This is a genomic window from Paraburkholderia sp. EG304, from assembly GCF_046543485.1.
In the GTDB taxonomy this organism is placed as follows: Bacteria; Pseudomonadota; Gammaproteobacteria; order Burkholderiales; family Burkholderiaceae; genus Paraburkholderia; species Paraburkholderia youngii.
Map to the genome: position 1 here is coordinate 1 of NZ_JBKGUA010000056.1, position 18326 is coordinate 18326.

Consider the following 18326-nt stretch of genomic DNA (forward strand, 5'->3'; position numbering starts at 1 on the left):
ATCGATGAGCTCCTCTGGAATCGCGGGCAGCTCAGGCGGGGGCGCAGACCCTGCTTTTGGTTTGCTTGGCATACATGCTCCTTTGGGTACATGTTATGCCTTGAACACAAAATTTCTGACAGGCTCTGGAGTAACAACGGATGACCTGCTAATGAAAACGGGCCCATAAGTTTCTCAACTTATGAGCCCGTTCTTCTGAGGTTATGCGGCTATCTAGACCAACCTTCAAACATCAATATTCCCCGCCCTAAGCGCATTAGACTCAATGAAAGCCCGACGCGGCTCCACATCATCCCCCATCAGCGTAGTAAAGATGCCATCAGCAGCAATAGCATCCTCAATCTGCACCCTCAGAAGACGCCGCACTTGCGGATCCATAGTCGTCTCCCAAAGCTGCTCAGGATTCATCTCACCGAGGCCTTTATAGCGCTGCTTGGACATATTCCGCTCAGCATCAGCAAGCAACCACTTCATCGCACTCTTGAAGTCGGTGACAGCCATGCTCCGCTCCCCACGCTTGATCACAGCGCCAGCCCCAATCAATCCCTTGAACGTATTGGCGGTATTAACAAGCTGCTGATAATCCGCGGTCAACTGAAACTCTTCATCGATCACGGAAATCTTCTGATTCCCATGATGCGTCCGCGCGACGCGCAGCGAGCGCAGTTCCCGCACAGGGTCATACATCGTGGTCACTGTCACATCAGGCTTCAGCGCGTCATCCCGCAGCTTCGCTTCGAGCGCGCGAGCCGAAGCCTCGGCCGCCTGCTCGCTGGAGAGATCGACAGCGACGCCATCCATCACCGCCTCGAGCGCGCCAGCGTCGTACAGACGGCTCAAACGATCGACCACCGCCTGCGCCAACAGATAAGACCGAGCCAACTCACCGAGCGCATCCCCGGTAATCGGAGTCGCACCTTCGGAAGCGACCAACTCCGACCCCTGCAACGCAAGGCGAAGAATATGCGCATTAACTTCCGACTCATCCTTCAGATACCGCTCGTCCTTCCCTGCCTTGATCTTGTACAGCGGCGGCTGTGCGATATAGATATACCCGCGCTCGATCATCTCCGGCATCTGCCGATAGAAGAACGTCAGCAACAGCGTCCGGATGTGCGCACCGTCCACGTCAGCATCGGTCATGATGATGATGCGGTGATAACGCAGCTTGTCGAGGTTGTAGTCTTCCTTGCCGATCCCGCACCCAAGCGCGGTAATCAGCGTAACGATCTGCTCGGAAGACAGCAGCTTGTCGTAACGCGCCTTCTCGACGTTCAGCACCTTACCGCGCAACGGCAAGATAGCCTGGAACTTCCGATCCCGGCCCTGCTTCGCCGACCCACCCGCCGAGTCACCCTCGACGATATAAATCTCCGACTTCGCCGGATCCTTCTCCTGACAATCCGCGAGCTTCCCAGGCAAACCAACGCCATCGAGCACGCCCTTACGACGCGTCATCTCACGCGCCTTGCGCGCGGCATCGCGCGCACGCGCCGCATCGACGATCTTGCCGCAGATGATCTTCGCGTCGCCCGGCGTCTCGAGCAGGAATTCCTCGAGCGCCTTCGCGACCACTTCTTCCACCGGCGCGCGCACTTCCGACGACACCAGCTTGTCCTTCGTCTGCGAGCTGAACTTCGGCTCCGGCACCTTCACCGACAGCACGCACGACAGCCCTTCACGCATGTCGTCGCCCGACGTTTCGACCTTCGCCTTCTTCGCGACTTCATGATCGGCGATGTACTTGTTCAGCACACGCGTCATCGCCGCACGCAAACCGGTAAGGTGCGTGCCGCCGTCGCGCTGCGGAATGTTGTTCGTGAAGCACAGCACGTTTTCGTTGTAGCTGTCGTTCCACTGCATCGCCACTTCGACGCCCACACCATCCTTCTCGCCCATGATGTGGAAGATATTCGGGTGCAGCACGGACTTGTTCTTGTTGATGTACTCGACAAAGCCCTTCACGCCGCCAACGAACGCAAAATCTTCTTCCTTGCCCGAGCGCTGATCCAGCAAGCGAATCCGCACGCCGTTATTGAGGAACGACAGTTCGCGAATCCGCTTAGCGAGAATGTCGTAGTGATATTCGACGTTGCCGAAAATCGTCTCATCGGCCATGAAATGCACTTCGGTACCGCGGTTTTCGGTCTCGCCGATCACCTGCATCGGCGACGTGACCACACCGTCGGTTTCTTCGAGCACGCGATTCTGCGGCACGCCACGGTGGAACTCCATGAAGTGCTTCTTGCCGTCACGGCGCACCGTGAGGCGCAGCCACGCCGACAGCGCGTTCACGCACGACACGCCGACGCCGTGCAGGCCGCCCGACACCTTGTAGCTGTTCTGGTCGAACTTGCCGCCGGCGTGCAGCTCGGTCATCACGATTTCAGCGGCGCTGCGCTTCGGATCGTGCTTGTCGTCCATCTTCAGGCCGGTCGGCACGCCGCGGCCGTTGTCGGTGATCGAAATCGAGTTGTCCGCGTGGATGATCACCTGGATGTCGTTGCAATGCCCGGCGAGCGCTTCGTCGATGGAGTTGTCGAGCACTTCGAACACGAGGTGGTGCAGACCGGTGCCATCCGATGTATCCCCGATGTACATTCCAGGCCGCTTGCGCACGGCTTCCAGACCTTCGAGGATCTGGATGGACGAGGCGCCGTAGCTGTTATCGGGCTGCGTATTGTTCATGTCAGTCATGGATTTTTTCCGGTTCTGCGTTACTGCGAGGTTGCTGCTCTGGACTTTTCAAAACGCCATAAAAACACCAAAGGGGCGCTGCGCCCCTTGGTGTTCTTCTTGATGTTGGACGCGTCAGATGCGCATCGGCATCACCACGTACTTGAATTCGTCGTTCTCGGGAATCGTGATCAACGCGCTGGAGCTGGCATCACCCAGGCTCACCTGCAACATGTCGACCTTCAGGTTCGCGAGCACGTCGAGCAGATACGTGACGTTGAACCCGATATCGACGCTGTCGCCGTCGTATGCGATTTCCAGTTCTTCCTGCGCCTCTTCCTGATCGGCGTTGGTCGACATGATCTTCAACTGGCCCGGCTCGACGATGCAGCGCACGCCCTTGAACTTATCCGACGTCAGAATCGCCGCGCGTTGCAGCGAGCGCTGCAGTTCTTCACGACCGATCAGGAATTTGTTCTTGTGCGACTTCGGAATCACGCGCTGGAAGTCGGGGAACTTGCCTTCCACGAGCTTCGACACGAGTTCGACCTGGCCGAACGTGAACTTGACCTGCGTCTGCGCGATGTCGATGTTCAGCGTGTCGTCGATGTCTTCGAGCAGGCGCTGCAGTTCGAGAATTGTCTTGCGCGGAATGATCACTTCCTGGCGCGCGAACGAGCCCTCGATTTTCATCGACGAGAACGCGAGACGGTGGCCGTCGGTCGCGACCGCCATCAGCTGATCGCCGTCCACCACCAGCAGCATGCCGTTCAGGTAGTAACGGATGTCCTGCTGGGCCATCGAGAAATGGACCATGCCGAGCAGCTGGCGGAACGTCTTTTGCGGAACCACGAGGCTCGCGCCGTAGTCTTTAGCCTGAGCGACGGTCGGGAATTCGTCCGCGGCGAGCGTTTGCAGCGCAAAACGGCTCTTGCCGGATTGCACTGTCAGGCGCTTGTCATTCAGCGTCAGCGTGACCTGGCCGTCGGGCATCGCGCGCAGAATGTCGAGGAGCTTGCGCGCCGCCACCGTGGTCGCGACCGACTCGCCGCCCACGCCGAAATCGGCGCGCGTGGTGATCTGCAACTCGAGGTCGGTCGACAGGAACGACACGTCAGGACCGTTCTTGGTGATCAGCAAATTGGCGAGGATCGGCAACGTATGGCGGCGTTCGACGATGCCGCTCACGGTTTGCAGCGGCCTGAGGAGGTTGTCGCGTTCGGTCTTGACCAGTTGCATAGGGTTCCTTCGTTGATATAACGGCCTGCACGCCTTACGGGACAAGCTTTTCAGCGTGCAGCCACGGCTCCCCGCCGGCGCCCTGAAAAGCGCCCGACACGGCGTGAAATCCGCCCGTCGCCGCCGGGCGGTTAAACCTGTATTGTGCCTGAAAACGGGACCGCCTCACTAAAATGGGGGCGAGTTCGGGAATAAACAGGTCGATTTTGCAAGGCGTGATCCGGATCGCCGACGGTTTTTCATGCCGCTGCCCGGTGCTTCTGGTTTGCGGGCGAGTTTTTCCGACACTTCGGGCCGGTTGCACCGCAAATTCATCGGGGGTTCGCCACGTTTTTGCGCCGCTTCTGCTCGCTTGCTGTCGCGTCCCTTGCCATTTCGCGTCAGGACCCGGCTGCGCCGCCGGGTTGTTGGTCCCCTGCCCATTTCTCTATTTCACAGCGCACACAGCGCTTCCCGCCGCCCACGCCCTTTTCACTGTCGCGTGCGGCCGGCCCGTTTAGCCCTTCAGCGTCTGTTCCAGCACGTGCAGTTCGTGGTTCAACTGCGCGTCCTTGCTGCGCTCGTCGGCGATCTTGCGCACAGCGTGCAGCACCGTCGTGTGGTCGCGCCCGCCGAACAGCTCGCCAATTTCGGGCAGGCTCTTCTGCGTCAGTTCCTTGGCCAGGTACATCGCGATCTGACGCGGCCGCGCGATGTTCGCCGGACGCTTCTTCGAATACATGTCCGCGACCTTGATGCTGTAAAAGTCGGCGACCGTCTTCTGGATGTTTTCCACCGAAATCTGCCGGTTCTGCACCGTCAGCAGGTCTTTCAGAGCTTCCTTGGTCAGTTCGATCGTGATTTCGCGGCCGTGGAACTTCGAATACGCGAGGATCTTGCGCAGCGCGCCCTCGAGCTCACGCACGTTCGAGCGCAGATGCTTCGCGACGAAGAACGCCACGTCCTCGTTCAGGCTCACGAACTCCGATTGCGCCTTGCGCATCAGAATCGCGACGCGCATTTCGAGTTCGGGCGGCTCGATCGCCACCGTCAGACCGGAGTCGAAGCGCGAGATCAGGCGATCGTCGATACCCGAGATTTCCTTCGGATATGTATCGCTCGTGATGATCACCTGCGCCTTGTTTGCGACCAGCGCCTCGAACGCGTAGAAGAATTCCTCTTGTGTGCGCGATTTACCCGAAAAGAACTGAATATCGTCGATCAGCAGCAGGTCGAGCGAGTGGTAGTAGCGCTTGAAGTCGTCGAACGCCTTGCGCTGGTACGCCTTCACGACATCGGACACGTACTGTTCCGCGTGGATATAGCGAATTCGCGCGCCGGGTTTGTCCATCAGCAACTGGTTGCCGATCGCGTGGATCAGGTGGGTCTTGCCGAGGCCCACGCCACCGTACAGGAACAGCGGGTTATACGAGATACCGGGGTTGTCGGCGACCTGAATCGCCGCGGCGCGGGCGAGCTGATTCGCCTTACCGGTCACGAAGTTGTCGAAGGTCAGGACGGGGTTCAGCTTCGAGCGCTCGTACATCGAGTCGCTTTCGCTGGTTGCCGCCGCACCCGCGCCTTGGCCCGGACGCCACGTGCGGCGCCCAGCGGCGGCCTCGTTCGCGTCAAGGCTCGGCAGATCGAGGTCGGCGGCATCTTCGGCGGCGCTGCGCGGATTCGCGTTTTGCGCGGCGAGCGCCGCTGCCGCGGCTGCGGGATTCGCGCGCGCGCCATGCGCTGCCTGCACCGCGCCCACAGCGGCATCCATGGCTGCGACGCCGCCGGCATTACCGCCTTGCGGCGCGGTCGAAGCCGGGCGCGCAGACGACGGAGCCGGCGCTGCGGCCGCCGGGCCGCGCATACCAGCCTTCGGATCCAGTACGAATTGCACGTCCACCGGCGCGTGCCAGAAATCGCGGGCCATATCCGCGATGCGGCCGGAGAACTGGCTCTTGACCCAGTCGAGCTTGAAGCGGTTCGGCGCGGCAATGCTCAACGTGTTCGCATCGGCGTCGAAGGCGACCGGGGCCAAGGGTTTGATCCACGTCACGTACTGCTGGGGCGTAAGCTCACGCTCCAGCAATGCGGAACAGTGTTGCCAGAATTCGTTCATCAAGTTGCTATCGTTATGGTGTGCACGGCGGTCGCCGCTGCCCCTGTCGCGCGCCCGCAACAAGGCCCTAAGCAGCCAGGCGTAACGGCCCCAGGCGCCTGTGCCACAAGGGTCTGCGGGACGAGCGTGCCGGAGCGACGTGCAACATTTTTGGGAAGTAAGGCGAGATTCTAACGCCAAAACGGACCCGGAAGTGAGTTATCCACAGGGACCGATCAGCTCGCCCGGCAAACCCCGGCTGCGTCAGATGCGGGCTAAACTATTGACGGCCAACGGAAAACCAGTTTAAATAGCGGGTTCCGCGAAAACCAATTCCAGTAAACCACCGGCCATTGCGCTTTCAGCGATGATCGCGCGGTTTTTTTCGATCAAGTGAGAGCAACATGAAACGTACTTACCAACCTTCCGTTACCCGTCGCAAGCGCACCCACGGCTTTCGCGTTCGCATGAAGACCGCTGGCGGCCGCAAGGTCATCAACGCACGTCGCGCGAAGGGCCGCAAGCGCCTCGCGATCTAAGGCAAGCGGATTGCGCGCTGTGACCGAAGCCCGCGGCGAAGCGGGAGCGGCCGGGGCGCAGCAACCGGGCTCGGTTCCGTTGCGAGCGCAAGCCGCCTTCCCCAAAGCCGCAAGGCTGCTAAAAACGGATGAATTTTCATCCGTTTTTCGTTTGCGGCCGTGGCGCCGTACCGCGCACTTCGTCGTGTACGGGCGGCCCACCGGCAACGAGGCGCGTCTTGGCCTCGTCATCGGCAAGAAGTACGCGCCGCGCGCGGCTACGCGGAATCTGGTGCGTCGGATCGCGCGTGAAGCCTTCCGGCTGCGTCGCGCGGAATTCGGCGGTTGGGATGTGCTGCTGCGTCTACACACGCGTTTCGACAAAAAAGCTTTGCCGAGCGCGTCATCGCCGCCGTTGAAGGCGCTGTGCCGCAGCGAAATCGAGGCGTTGCTCGACAAGGCAGCGCGCGAAATTACCCGTCGTCAGGTGCCGCCCGCGGAGGCGCCCAGGACGGAATGACGCAGTGACCGCCCGCACAGCGGTCGCCGCAACGGGCATTGCGCCGGCAGCTTCAGGGCGCGGGCGTCGCCCGGTACTTCACGTTGCGCGGCGCCGTACGGCCGCACCTGCCATGCAAACGGTACTTCTCGCTTTATTGCGTTTTTACAAGCTTGCCGTCAGCCCCATGCTCGGCAACCGGTGCCGTTTTTACCCTTCCTGCTCTGATTACGCGCGCGAGGCAATCCAGTATCATGGCGCCGCGCGCGGGACTTATCTCGCCGTGAGGCGTGTTTGCCGCTGCCATCCGTTTTCCGCGGGCGGCATCGATCTCGTCCCGCCACCCACTTCTGAAAAGCGCTGACGCGCCGTTCCATCGACACTGAGACAACGCATGGATATCAAACGCACCGTCCTATGGGTCATCTTTTTTATGTCAGCTGTCATGCTGTTCGACAACTGGCAACGCGACCACGGACGCCCGTCGATGTTCTTCCCGAGCACGACGCCGACCCAGACCGCCGGCACTGCCGCGCCGGGCACAACGACGCCGGGCACCCAGCCGGCCGATCTGCCGGCCACTAACGCGGCCGCTCCCGGCAACGCGCCGGCGGCCGAGCAATCGCAACTCGTGAAGTTCGGCACAGACGTCTACACCGGCGAAATCGACACCCGCGGCGGCACATTGTCGCGCCTGTCGCTCATCAAGCAGGGCGACGGCAAGCAGCCGGATCTCGTGATCACACTGTTCGACAAGACGAACAGCCACACGTATCTGGCGCGCACCGGCCTGCTCGGCGGTGACTTCCCGAATCACAACGACGTCTTCACGCTGATGCCGAATCAGCCTACCCACCTGGCTGACGGTCAGAACTCGTTCCAGATGAGCTTCGAGTCGCCGGAAAAGGGCGGCCTTCGGGTCATCAAGACGTATACGTTCACACGCGGCAGCTACGTGATCGGCGTCGAGACGAAAGTTCAGAACCTCGGCACCACGCCGGTGACGCCGCAGGTCTATATGGAGCTCGTTCGCGACGATCAGCCAGTCGAAACGCCGCGCTTCTCGCACACGTTCATCGGACCGGCTGTCTACACGGACGAGCATCATTTCCAGAAGATGACGTTCAGTGATCTCGACAAGAACAAGCAGAACTTCGCGGCGTCGGCCAACGACGGCTGGGTCGCGATGGTCCAGCACTACTTCGCGTCGGCCTGGATTCCGCAAGAAGGCGTGAAGCGTGACTTCTACGCCGAGAAAATCGATCCGTCGCTGTATCGCGTCGGCATGAAGCAGGCGATGCCGACCATCCAGCCGGGCCAGACCGTCAGCGTGTCCGCGCGTCTGTTCGCCGGTCCGGAAGAAGAGCAGATGCTCGCGGGCATCGCGCCGGGCCTCGATCTGGTGAAGGACTATGGCTGGGTCACGATCATCGCGAAGCCACTGTTCTGGCTGCTGTCGAAGATTCACAGCTATGTCGGCAACTGGGGCTGGTCGATCGTGCTGCTCACGCTGCTGATCAAGGCGGTGTTCTTCCCACTGTCGGCCGCAAGCTACAAGTCGATGGCGCGCATGAAGGCGATCACGCCGCGCATGCAGGCGCTGCGCGAGCGCTTCAAGGGCGATCCGCAGAAGATGAACGCGGCGCTGATGGAGCTGTACAAGACCGAGAAGGTCAATCCGTTCGGCGGCTGTCTGCCGGTCGTGATCCAGATTCCGGTGTTCATCTCGCTGTACTGGGTGCTGCTGTCGTCGGTGGAAATGCGCGGCGCGCCGTGGATCTGGTGGATTCAGGATCTGTCGCAGCAGGACCCGTATTTCATCCTGCCGGTGCTGATGGCCGTATCGATGTTCCTGCAGACCAAGTTGAACCCGACGCCGCCGGATCCGGTTCAGGCCAAGATGATGATGTTCATGCCGATCGCGTTCTCGGTGATGTTTTTCTTCTTCCCCGCGGGTCTCGTGCTGTACTACGTCGTGAACAACGTGCTGTCGATCGCGCAGCAGTACTACATCACGCGGATGATGGGCACCTCGAAGGCGAAGCCGGCCTGATATTCCGTCCCACGGCGCTCCGCATGGCCGCCGTGACGCAAAGCGAAAACGAAAAGCCGCCCGGTGCGAACCGGGCGGCTTTTTTCATGATGCGGTCGAAGAAAATGCGACGGGCGGCGGCTGCGCCTACGTTTCGACGTTCACTCCTCGTCGGAATCTTCGCCGTAAAAACGCACGATCATTTCCTCGACCAGATTCCGATCCTTCGGGGTCAACGATGCGATCTTCGAAGCGAGTTCGATCGTTTCCGGTGTCGGCGGATATTTTTCGCCACGTGCCATCGGTCGTGCGCTGGCGCCGGGCGGCGGTCCGTAATGGAGCCAATGCTCGTTGACGTTCAACCATTCGGCGAGCGTGCGCAACTTGTCCGGCTTCGGAATCGTCGTACCCGTCAGCCATTTGTGCGCGGTCTGAGGTGTCACGGGACGCTCGCCGTGATAGCGAAGATTGAACTGCTCGGCGAGTTTGGTCCCGCCGCGAATTTTCAGCGGCTCGAGCAGATCCTTCAGCCTCTTGGCGAAGGCGGCTTTTTCTTTGTCGGTCGGCATGGGCCAGATTGTGCAATTCAGCGTTCAACCCGTTGACAACCGACCAAGCTTTGTTTTCTCTTATTTGAGATAGTTTTAGCTTGCAGCGTGCGCCCGATAAAGCGTTGCGCGAATTCGATTTTTTTCATCTCTTTATTGCCTGGCTTGGCTTTGCCTGAACTGCAGGTGCTGCCAAGTCTCAATTATTCTTAAGTAGCGCGATAATAATCCTAGCTTACTTGGGATAAATCCGAGATGTTTACACGATAGGAATGCACCCTTTCGTCCGTAGCGCGCGCGTTACAATGCCTCGCGCCGACTCGACCAACGCGGCCCTGCCCTTCCCCTCCCGTTTCGCCGACTTCACATGCTCACGACCGACTCCGATCCCATCGTTGCCATTGCTACCGCGCCCGGCCGGGGAGGTATCGGCGTCGTGCGGATTTCGTTCGGCCGCGCCGGCGCGGCGGCGGCCCAGCCATTGATGCAGGCGCTCACCGGCCAGATGCTCGAGGCGCGTCACGCGAGCTACGTGCCATTTCTCGACGCGAACGGCAATCCGCTCGATCGCGGCATCGCGCTGTACTTTCCGGCGCCGCATTCGTACACCGGCGAGCACGTGCTCGAACTGCAGGGCCATGGCGGCCCGGTCGTGCTGCAATTGGTCCTGCAGCGCTGCATCGACGCCGGCCGCGCGTTCGGTCTGCGGCTCGCCGAGCCCGGCGAATTCACGCGCCGCGCGTTTCTGAACGACAAGCTCGACCTCGCGCAGGCCGAAGCCGTCGCCGATCTGATCGAGGCGAGCACCGAGGCCGCCGCGCGTTCGGCCGGCCGCTCGCTCGACGGCGCGTTCTCGCGCGACATCCACGCGCTGGTCGAAGAAGTGATCACGCTGCGGATGCTGGTCGAAGCAACGCTCGACTTCCCGGAAGAGGAAATCGACTTCCTCGAAGCCGCAGACGCGCGCGGCAAGCTCGCGCGCATTCGCGAACGTCTCGCGCATGTGCTGAGTGAGGCGCGCCAAGGGGCGTTGTTGCGCGAGGGTCTGTCGGTCGTGCTGGCTGGGCAGCCGAACGTCGGCAAATCGTCGCTGCTGAATGCGCTCGCTGGTGCCGAACTCGCGATCGTCACGCCGATCGCCGGCACGACCCGCGACAAGGTCGCGCAGACGATCCAGATCGAAGGCATCCCGCTCCACGTGATCGATACGGCCGGCCTGCGCGACACCGAGGACGAGGTCGAGAAGATCGGCATCGAGCGCACGTGGGGCGAGATCGAGCGCGCGGACGTGGTGCTGCATCTGCTCGACGCGCGCGCCGGCATGACGACCGACGACGAAACGATCGCCGCACGCTTTCCGCGCGGCGTGCCGGTCGTGCGCGTGCTGAACAAGACCGATCTGACCGGGCTCGCGCCCGCGACGCAGGCGCTCGACGCCGATCTCGAACTCAGCGAGGTGCGGCTGTCGGCGAAGAAGGGGGACGGTGTCTCATTTTTGCGCGACGAACTGCTGCGGATTGCCGGCTGGCAGGCGGGCGCGGAGAGCGTCTATCTCGCGCGCGAGCGGCATCTGATTGCATTGCGTGCGGCCGACGAACATCTGGCAACCGCCGCCGCGCATGCGGAGCAGAACGCGCAGGCGCTCGATCTGTTCGCCGAGGAGTTGCGGCTCGCGCAAGATCAGTTGAATTCGATCACGGGTGAGTTCAGTTCGGACGATCTTCTCGGAGTGATTTTCAGCCGATTCTGTATCGGCAAGTAACGCCTAACACGCTCGCCAGCGCTGTTCCGTTCTGATATAACGTCCGCGGTCGAAAAGCCGCTGCTGTCACGCAATCGAAAACGCACTCTGTCGACCAAAAACCCGGCAAATTTTTGGTACACAGCCGGGGAAAAAGTTTTAAAATCTCGGCTGTCCGAACCTAAACGACGTACAGCGTTCCGAAAGCATGCCCCGCCTCGCCACTCCGCTCACCGAATCCGAGATCCGCGCGCTCGAACCGCGCGCGACCCGCTACTGCGTCGCCGACGGCAACGGTCTCGTGATCGAAGTCATGACGACCGGCACCAAGGTCTGGCGCTTCCGCTATACGTTGAACGGCAAGCGTCAGCCGCTCGCGACGATCGGCGACTACCGGATGATTTCGCTGCGCGTCGCGCGCGCGAAGGCCCAGAGGTACGCGGCACTCGTCGCGCAGGGCATCTCGCCGGTGGCGACCGCGCGGCGCGATCGAGGTGCCGAGAGCAAGGCCGACGTGCTGCGCGAAGCGGCGGAGCTTTATGTCTCGACGGCGCTGGCCGGCAAGTCCGACGAATATCGCCGTACCACGCGGCGCGCGCTCGACAAGGACGTGCTTCCCGCGCTCGGCAACAAGCCGATCGGCGCGGTCACCGCCGACGACATCGTCGCGATCTGCGAGCGCATCAAAAGCCGCGGCGCGCCGAAAATGGCGCTGCACACGCGCAACGTCGTGAAGCGCCTGTATGCATACCTGATCGCGCGTCAGCTCGCGACCCGCAACCCCGCCGAAGTGGTGCCGGCGCGCTCGATCGCGACCTTCGACAGCCGCACCCGCGTGCTGTCCGGCGCCGAGATCGGTGTCATGCTGCGCACCATCGACACGTCGAATATCCGCCGCCCGCTGAAGCTAGCGCTGCACCTGCTGGTGCTGACGATGGCGCGCAAATCGGACCTCGTCGAATCGACATGGGCGGAGTTCGATCTCGACAACGCGCTATGGACGATCCCCGCTGCCCGCCTGAACGCGCGCGAGGACCGCATCCTACGTCTGCCGCGTCAGGCGGTTGCGCTTTTGCGCGAGCTGCAGCGCGCGCGCACCAGCGAGACGTTCGTGTTCCCGAGCGTCAGGGGCGACGATCGGCCGATCGCGAAAAGCACGCTGAACCAGGCGGTCAAGGCATTGGGGCTCGATGTGGAGCATTTCGTGCTGCACGACTTTCGTCGCACAGCGTCGACGCATCTGCGTGACATGGAGCAGCAATCGGCCGCGGCACGCGACATCACGAATCGTGAAGCAACCGATGAAGCAGCGCGGGACAGTCGCATGCTTCAGAGTTGGGCGGACTTTGTCGATAGCCAGATGGAAGTCGCACGGCAGACTGCGAACGGCACGGCTTGACGGCATCGTCATGGGTTTTGGCGTGATCTGACGCTTGCTGCCATGGCGGAATCGGGATGGTACACAGGCCGATTCGACCTTGTCCCAAAGCTAGTCAAGCAAGGGAAAATCATTAAAAAATAAGGTTTCTAAAGCGCGCGAAAATGCGCCTTTATCCGCTCTTCGTGACCGTCTCACATCATCGTTCTTTCCCCGCTTCCGTCGCCTACACTGAGAGATGGATGCAAGCAGATACGGAGGTTTCGATGCCTGAATCAATGCTCGCCTATCTGATGGGGCCTGCCGTCATGCTGGTGGTCGGCTTTGCCATCTGGATGATGTCGCGTCACCGCGACCCGTCCAAACCGCCCAAGCTCGAGCGCTGGCTCGACACTCATTACGCGGAGTGGCTGCATCACAAGCACTAAGGCGTGCCTCAATGGAAAAGGCCGTCGCATCGAGCGACGGCCTTTTTGTCTGCGCGTTGCCAGGCTGGATCATCCGCGCATCAGAGCCATGCCGCGTTCACCACTGCGGCTCGGGTTGCGGCTGTGCGTAGCCGTACTGTCCGGGCGGCGGTGCGCCGCACGCAACATAGGCGCGCTGATACTGGTCATAGCAATATCCGGGCGGCGGTGCCACGTAGGCCGGCGCCGGCTGATACGCGGGCTCGGCATAAACCGGCTGCGGATACGCGACCACCGGCGCCGGCGTCAACACCGAACTGACCACCGCACCCAGCACCGCGCCGCCGATCAGCGCACCCACCACGTCGCCGCCGTGTCCGTGCGCGGACGCCTGGCCCGCGACCGTCAAACTACCCGCCATTACCAACGCCACTGCGATCTTTTTCATATTGAGCTCCCGCCGTTCAGGCATGGACGAATTGTCGCTGGCGCGGGCGGAAATAGATGCTGCAGTTGGTAACGGGACATTAACTCTGTAACAGGCGCATAACGTCGGATGCTTCCGCCTGCGCATGGGATCGCGCGGCGACAGCGCGGACGATTGCCGCGCTGGTCTTGTTTCGGGCGCCGACTATTATCTGACCAATGGCACTGCTCAAGGAGCGCCCCGCCTCTGCGCAACCTGACCGGCCTTTCCTGACCTTCATTCGGGCTGAACTACATGGACACCTCTAAACTGCCCCAGAACGTCGCAACGCTGCATCCCGCAGACGAAGCACAGACGCAGGCACACGCGCTCGTCACGGAGGGTCCGCCCAATCTCGCCATCGACGACTCGTTCGCGCGCATCCTCGCCGACCCGCCGGCGGCCGAGTGCCCGATCATGGTTCTGCTGGTCGATGACCAGGCGGTCATCGCCGACGGGGTGCGCGAGGCGCTCGCCGACGAACCGGGCGTCGACTTTCATTACTGCGCGTCATGGGAAGACGCGGTGCGCTGCGCCGAAGACAAGCGCGCGACGGTGATCCTGCAAGATCTCGCGATGCCGGGCGCCGACGGTCTGACGCTGGTCCGGCAATATCGGTTGAACCCGGCCACGCGCGACATCCCGATCATCGCGCTGTCGACCAGGGAAGAGCCGCTCGTCAAAAGCGCGGCGTTCGCGGCCGGCTCGAATGATTACCTCGTGAAGCTGCCGGATCGCATCGAGCTGATCGCGCGCATCCGCTATCACTCGCGCTCTTATCTGAACGTGCTGCAACGCGACGAGGCGTACCGCGCGCTGCGGCAGTCACAGCAGCAACTGCTGGCGACGAAGCTGGAATTGCAGCGGCGCACGCATTCGGACGGTCTGACCGGCCTGTCGAACCGCCGCTACCTGGACCAGCATCTGGCCGACGAATGGCGCCGCGGCGCGCGCGACAAGACCGGCCTCGGCCTCCTGATCATCGATGTCGATCACTTCAAGGCCTATAACGACACCTACGGGCACGTCGCCGGCGACGAAGCGCTGAAGAGCGTCGCGCATACGATCGAGGCGTGCCTCGGCCATTCACCGGATCTCGCCGCCCGCTTCGGCGGCGAGGAGTTCGCGGTGGTCGTGCCGGGCACGTCGGCGGGCGGCTTGCGCCTGCTCGCGGAAAAAATTCGCATTGCGGTCGAAGATCTCGCGATCACCCATGCGGGCTCGGCAGAGGGCGTCGTCACGATCAGCATCGGCGCGGCGATGGTGGTGCCGTCGGCGGCCGAGCCGGTCACGTCGCTGATCGAGGCCGCCGGTGTCGGCCTGCATCGCGCGAAACACGACGGCAAGAATCAGGTGGCGGTGAGCGGCTGAGTCGGGCGCCGCCCTTCCCCTACCCTCTATTTCACGCCGTCACGGCGCGCGTATAGCGCTCGGCCGGCGCGCTGTGCGACAGATTCGGCTGCAGATGCAAGCGCGCGTTGTTCAGACGCTCCCAGTCGGCGGCATCGGGCAACGACGGGATCGTCACCAGCTCGCCCTCGTCGAGACCGGCGAGCGCCGCGTCGACCATGTCCTCGGCGCTCATTACGATCTGCGCAGGCAGGTTCTCGACCGCGAGACCTGCGCGATCCCAGAACGCGGTGCTCGTCGCGCCCGGCAGCACCGCCTGCAACCGCACGCCCTTGCCGCCCACCTCGTGATGCAGCGACTGCGTGAGATTCAGCACGTACGCCTTGGTGCCGCTATAGGTGCCGTTCAGCAATTCCGGCGAAAGCGCGACGATCGACGAGATATTGATCACCGTGCCCGCGCCACGCGCTATGAAACCCGGCAACACGGCCGCCGTCAGGCGCGTGAGCGAAGTCACGTTCAGATCGATCATCTTCTCGAGTTCATCGATGTCGGAGTCGAGCAGCGTTGCGGTCGCGCCGACGCCCGCGTTGTTGACCAGCATCGTGATGCCGCGCTCGGCGCGCAACTGATTCTCGATGCGGCGCACGTCGGCCTTGTCGGTCAGATCGGCGCTGACGGTGCTCACGCGCCGGCCGGTCTCCTTCGTCAGCCGCTCGGCGACGCTGCTGAGGCGCGCGCCGTCGCGCGCAATCAGCAGCAGATCGTAGCCGCGTCGTGCGAGCCGGTCCGCATAGACCGCACCGATGCCCGACGATGCGCCAGTGATCACCGCCGTGCCCTTGCCTTCGTTCGAATCGCGTTGTACGCCCTTCTCTGCCTGTGTTGCCATTGAAACTCTCCTTGCGGGCTGCGCACGATGCGACCGCCCTGACTGGTGAATGGGAACATCCGTGAACTCGCCCTCTCGCGGCCTTCGCGCTGATGCGGCGGTGTTGACGAGCTGAGTTTAGGCGCGTACCGTTTTGTCTCAAATGTCGTATTTCCCTCGTTTCAGGACATCGCAAAATGAAGCGCATCGGCGTAGTGGTGTTTCCGGGCTTCCAGATCCTCGACATGATCGCGGTATCGATTTTCGAACTCGCCAATCAGGACACCGACGAGCCCGCGTACGACGTCACGGTGATCTCCGAGCACGGCGGCATGGTGCGCAGTTCGGCGGGGGTCGAGGTCGCGACCCGGCCGTTCGGCGATCCCGCCTACGACACGGTGATCGTCACCGGCGCGATGCAGATCGCGCCGTCGTCGCCGGGGCTGCTCGCGTTTCTGAACGACGCCCTCGCCGCCTCTCGCCGCACCGCGAGCATCTGCACCGGCGCGTTCGTGCTTGCCGAAGCGGGCATCCTGGACGGCCGCCACGCGACCACACACTGGGCGCATGCCCGCGATCTGCAGCGGCGCTTTCCGCGCGCGCGGGTCGACGAGGACCGCATCTTCATCGTCGACGGCTCGGTGTGGACGTCGGCCGGCATGACCGCGTGCATCGATCTGTGCCTCGCGCTGGTCGAGAACGACCTCGGCGTCTCAGTGTCGCGCGCGATCGCGAAAAAGCTCGTCGTCTATCACCGCCGCACCGGCGGGCAATCGCAGTACTCGGCGATGCTGGATCTCGAACCGAAGTCGGATCGGATCCAGAACGCGCTGTCGTATGCGAAGAGTCATTTGCGCGAGCCGCTGAGCGTCGAGCAGCTCGCCGAGGTCGCGCATCTGAGCCCGCGCCAGTTCAGCCGCGCGTTTCGCGACGAGACGCGCCAGTCGCCGGCTCGTGCAATCGAGGCGCTGCGCGTCGAAGCGGCCCGCACGATGCTCGAAACCGGCCGTCATTCGATCGAAACGGTCGCAGCCGACACTGGCTTCATCGACCCCGAGCGCATGCGGCGCGCGTTTTTGCGCGCGTTCGGCCAGCCGCCTCAAGCAATCCGGCGCGCCGCACGCGTGCCGTGAGCATTCGGGTAGAAAATAGGAAGCCCGCGATGCGAAACTGCGCGAAACAGCAGCGTCCCGCTCGACCCATGAATCGAAACCAGACCAAACGAAAGGAAACGCGATGAGCTACAACGACAGCAACCCGTTCGCCAAAATCTTGCGCGGCGAACTACCGTGCATCAAGGTGGCCGAAAACGACCAGGCGCTGGCTTTCATGGACTTGATGCCGCAAGCCGACGGTCATCTGCTCGTCGTGCCGAAGGAAGCGGTCGCGGAGATTTTCGATCTGTCGGATGAGGCGCTCGTCGCGTCGGCGCGCATGGCGCAAAAGCTCGCGATTGCGGTGCGCGCGGCACTGCGTCCTGACGGCGTGTTCATCGGCCAGTTCAACGGTGCGGCGGCGGGACAGACGGTGCCGCATGTGCATTTCCATGTGATTCCGCGCTGGGAAGGCCAGCCGCTGAAGCTGCATGCGCGCGAGGTCGCCGACGCCGACACACTTGAAGCGCTCGCCAAACGGATTCGCGCGCACTGGCGCGCCCATTGAAGCGCGACGCGCGGGCCCGCACACATTGCCGCGCCAGGCGTGACGGTCACGTGCGGTAACAACTGTAAAAACCGTTGAAACCACCGACTGGTGAGTCGCGACTAGACTGCTATTGCCTTGTGTTCAAGGCATTGAGTGTGGATCTCTTTTTTCAGCCTGCCCTTGTGGCAGGCTTTTTTCTTTATGGTCCGCGCGCAATCTCAGAGCCGATCGCGAGAACGGCGCAGTGGATGCCGCCAGTCGATGCGACGGGGACGCGGTGACAACGGCCGCCCGTCGTGCAGGTCGCGATGCTCCTGCCACAGTTCGTCGGAAAAAAGAAACATCACGATCAGCAGCGGAACGACCAGAAAAATCCCGAGTATTACGTGCTCGTTCACGATAGCCTCCAGGTGCGGGAGATTTGTTTCAATTGTAGAGCAGCGCCTATACACGCAAGCCGTTGCAGGCCCTTCACGAAAGCGCGCGAGAGACGGCTGGCACCATTTGTTTTCTGCACCTGCCACGTTATTGCACTTAGCGGCTTTTGCCCGCCGAATGACTTTGTGTGCGACGCACAAACTCGTTGATTAAATTGTATTAGAGCGCTTAATTGGCGCTACGCGTTTACGCGAATGCGGGCGCAAAGCTTTACCAGCTAAAGCGCTGAGCGAGTTGGATTTTTAGTGATTCGTTTCATTGTCATTTGATCAGGCGTCTGCGCACGCTCTAATCAGCCGTGACAGCGGGTGCGACAATTAGCCACTGTTGCGACCGCACACAAGATGTGCTTGTCGTTCTTATAGGTTCTCCTACAGTGCAAGCTGTTGGTCCACCGTTAAAGTTAAATACATAGCTAACCGAGTATTTTTTCGACCCGCCCCGG

The 18326-nt window shown here is 62.0% G+C and carries 17 protein-coding genes; 10 read left to right on the forward strand and 7 right to left on the reverse strand.

From position 1 onward, the window contains the following. Positions 1-225 precede the first annotated feature (225 nt). From gyrB to dnaA, 3 genes are all read right to left on the reverse strand, one after another. Positions 226-2697, reverse strand: a complete 2472-nt coding sequence (gyrB, locus tag ACLFKU_RS36165) for a DNA topoisomerase (ATP-hydrolyzing) subunit B (RefSeq protein ID WP_410852356.1) — start codon at positions 2695-2697, stop codon at positions 226-228. A gap of 114 nt (positions 2698-2811) precedes the next feature. Further along, the gene (gene dnaN / locus ACLFKU_RS36170; RefSeq protein ID WP_410852357.1) at positions 2812-3915 is read right to left on the reverse strand and encodes a DNA polymerase III subunit beta; all 1104 of its coding nucleotides are present in this window, start codon (positions 3913-3915) and stop codon (positions 2812-2814) included. A gap of 496 nt (positions 3916-4411) precedes the next feature. Beyond that, a complete protein-coding gene (gene dnaA, locus ACLFKU_RS36175) occupies positions 4412-6010 on the reverse strand; it encodes a chromosomal replication initiator protein DnaA (RefSeq protein ID WP_368584817.1) in 1599 nt (532 codons plus the stop codon). 383 nt (positions 6011-6393) lie between these two features. Between dnaA and rpmH the strand changes: the two genes are divergently transcribed. From rpmH to yidC, 4 genes are all read left to right on the forward strand, one after another. Beyond that, positions 6394-6528, forward strand: a complete 135-nt coding sequence (gene rpmH, locus ACLFKU_RS36180; RefSeq protein ID WP_004198824.1) for a 50S ribosomal protein L34 — start codon at positions 6394-6396, stop codon at positions 6526-6528. A gap of 19 nt (positions 6529-6547) precedes the next feature. After that, the gene (locus ACLFKU_RS36185) at positions 6548-7027 is read left to right on the forward strand and encodes a ribonuclease P protein component (RefSeq protein WP_410852358.1); all 480 of its coding nucleotides are present in this window, start codon (positions 6548-6550) and stop codon (positions 7025-7027) included. A gap of 112 nt (positions 7028-7139) precedes the next feature. After that, the gene (gene yidD, locus ACLFKU_RS36190) at positions 7140-7370 is read left to right on the forward strand and encodes a membrane protein insertion efficiency factor YidD (RefSeq protein WP_013091032.1); all 231 of its coding nucleotides are present in this window, start codon (positions 7140-7142) and stop codon (positions 7368-7370) included. A gap of 30 nt (positions 7371-7400) precedes the next feature. Further along, entirely contained in the window at positions 7401-9059 is a 1659-nt protein-coding gene (gene yidC / locus ACLFKU_RS36195) for a membrane protein insertase YidC (protein ID WP_410852359.1), read from the forward strand. 140 nt (positions 9060-9199) lie between these two features. Here the strand turns inward: yidC and ACLFKU_RS36200 are convergent, their stop codons facing one another. Then, complete coding sequence (locus ACLFKU_RS36200) at positions 9200-9607, reverse strand: XRE family transcriptional regulator (protein WP_368584819.1); 408 nt, start codon at positions 9605-9607, stop codon at positions 9200-9202. Between the two features lie 346 nt (positions 9608-9953). On the opposite strand from ACLFKU_RS36200, the gene mnmE reads away from it, so the two are divergent. From mnmE to ACLFKU_RS36215, 3 genes are all read left to right on the forward strand, one after another. Continuing rightward, a complete protein-coding gene (mnmE, locus tag ACLFKU_RS36205; protein WP_410852360.1) occupies positions 9954-11348 on the forward strand; it encodes a tRNA uridine-5-carboxymethylaminomethyl(34) synthesis GTPase MnmE in 1395 nt (464 codons plus the stop codon). Between the two features lie 187 nt (positions 11349-11535). After that, on the forward strand, positions 11536-12726 hold the full coding sequence (locus tag ACLFKU_RS36210) for a tyrosine-type recombinase/integrase (RefSeq protein WP_410852361.1): 1191 nt from the start codon (positions 11536-11538) through the stop codon (positions 12724-12726). A 245-nt stretch (positions 12727-12971) separates the two neighbouring features. Then, positions 12972-13133, forward strand: coding sequence for a hypothetical protein (locus tag ACLFKU_RS36215; protein ID WP_176109870.1), 162 nt, complete (start codon positions 12972-12974; stop codon positions 13131-13133). A 97-nt stretch (positions 13134-13230) separates the two neighbouring features. Here ACLFKU_RS36215 and ACLFKU_RS36220 read toward each other — a convergent pair whose 3' ends face one another. Beyond that, positions 13231-13560 (reverse strand): hypothetical protein, encoded by a 330-nt coding sequence (locus ACLFKU_RS36220; protein ID WP_013091026.1) that lies wholly within the window; start codon positions 13558-13560, stop codon positions 13231-13233. A gap of 273 nt (positions 13561-13833) precedes the next feature. Here ACLFKU_RS36220 and ACLFKU_RS36225 point away from each other — a divergent pair, with 273 nt between their 5' ends. Then, positions 13834-14949 carry a diguanylate cyclase gene (locus tag ACLFKU_RS36225; protein WP_410852362.1) on the forward strand — a complete coding sequence of 372 codons (1116 nt, stop codon included), beginning with the start codon at positions 13834-13836 and terminating at the stop codon, positions 14947-14949. Between the two features lie 31 nt (positions 14950-14980). Here ACLFKU_RS36225 and ACLFKU_RS36230 read toward each other — a convergent pair whose 3' ends face one another. After that, the gene (locus ACLFKU_RS36230; protein WP_410852363.1) at positions 14981-15820 is read right to left on the reverse strand and encodes an SDR family NAD(P)-dependent oxidoreductase; all 840 of its coding nucleotides are present in this window, start codon (positions 15818-15820) and stop codon (positions 14981-14983) included. A 176-nt stretch (positions 15821-15996) separates the two neighbouring features. On the opposite strand from ACLFKU_RS36230, the gene ACLFKU_RS36235 reads away from it, so the two are divergent. Both ACLFKU_RS36235 and ACLFKU_RS36240 read left to right on the forward strand, forming a co-directional pair. Continuing rightward, complete coding sequence (locus tag ACLFKU_RS36235; RefSeq protein ID WP_410852364.1) at positions 15997-16932, forward strand: GlxA family transcriptional regulator; 936 nt, start codon at positions 15997-15999, stop codon at positions 16930-16932. A gap of 103 nt (positions 16933-17035) precedes the next feature. Further along, on the forward strand, positions 17036-17461 hold the full coding sequence (locus tag ACLFKU_RS36240; protein ID WP_368584825.1) for an HIT family protein: 426 nt from the start codon (positions 17036-17038) through the stop codon (positions 17459-17461). Positions 17462-17661: 200 nt separating this feature from the next. On the opposite strand, the gene ACLFKU_RS36245 is transcribed toward ACLFKU_RS36240, so the two are convergent. After that, entirely contained in the window at positions 17662-17841 is a 180-nt protein-coding gene (locus tag ACLFKU_RS36245) for a hypothetical protein (RefSeq protein ID WP_176109876.1), read from the reverse strand. Between the last annotated feature and the right edge of the window lie 485 nt (positions 17842-18326).

Bases quoted from the DNA above. Each gene is read 5' to 3' on its own strand.
- gyrB (WP_410852356.1), bottom strand. From the start codon at position 2,697: ATGACTGACATGAACAATACGCAGCCCGATAACAGCTACGGCGCCTCG.
- dnaN (WP_410852357.1), bottom strand. From the start codon at position 3,915: ATGCAACTGGTCAAGACCGAACGCGACAACCTCCTCAGGCCGCTGCAA.
- dnaA (WP_368584817.1), bottom strand. From the start codon at position 6,010: ATGAACGAATTCTGGCAACACTGTTCCGCATTGCTGGAGCGTGAGCTT.
- rpmH (WP_004198824.1), top strand. From the start codon at position 6,394: ATGAAACGTACTTACCAACCTTCCGTTACCCGTCGCAAGCGCACCCAC.
- yidD (WP_013091032.1), top strand. From the start codon at position 7,140: ATGCAAACGGTACTTCTCGCTTTATTGCGTTTTTACAAGCTTGCCGTC.
- yidC (WP_410852359.1), top strand. From the start codon at position 7,401: ATGGATATCAAACGCACCGTCCTATGGGTCATCTTTTTTATGTCAGCT.
- ACLFKU_RS36200 (WP_368584819.1), bottom strand. From the start codon at position 9,607: ATGCCGACCGACAAAGAAAAAGCCGCCTTCGCCAAGAGGCTGAAGGAT.
- mnmE (WP_410852360.1), top strand. From the start codon at position 9,954: ATGCTCACGACCGACTCCGATCCCATCGTTGCCATTGCTACCGCGCCC.
- ACLFKU_RS36210 (WP_410852361.1), top strand. From the start codon at position 11,536: ATGCCCCGCCTCGCCACTCCGCTCACCGAATCCGAGATCCGCGCGCTC.
- ACLFKU_RS36215 (WP_176109870.1), top strand. From the start codon at position 12,972: ATGCCTGAATCAATGCTCGCCTATCTGATGGGGCCTGCCGTCATGCTG.
- ACLFKU_RS36220 (WP_013091026.1), bottom strand. From the start codon at position 13,560: ATGAAAAAGATCGCAGTGGCGTTGGTAATGGCGGGTAGTTTGACGGTC.
- ACLFKU_RS36225 (WP_410852362.1), top strand. From the start codon at position 13,834: ATGGACACCTCTAAACTGCCCCAGAACGTCGCAACGCTGCATCCCGCA.
- ACLFKU_RS36230 (WP_410852363.1), bottom strand. From the start codon at position 15,820: ATGGCAACACAGGCAGAGAAGGGCGTACAACGCGATTCGAACGAAGGC.
- ACLFKU_RS36235 (WP_410852364.1), top strand. From the start codon at position 15,997: ATGAAGCGCATCGGCGTAGTGGTGTTTCCGGGCTTCCAGATCCTCGAC.
- ACLFKU_RS36240 (WP_368584825.1), top strand. From the start codon at position 17,036: ATGAGCTACAACGACAGCAACCCGTTCGCCAAAATCTTGCGCGGCGAA.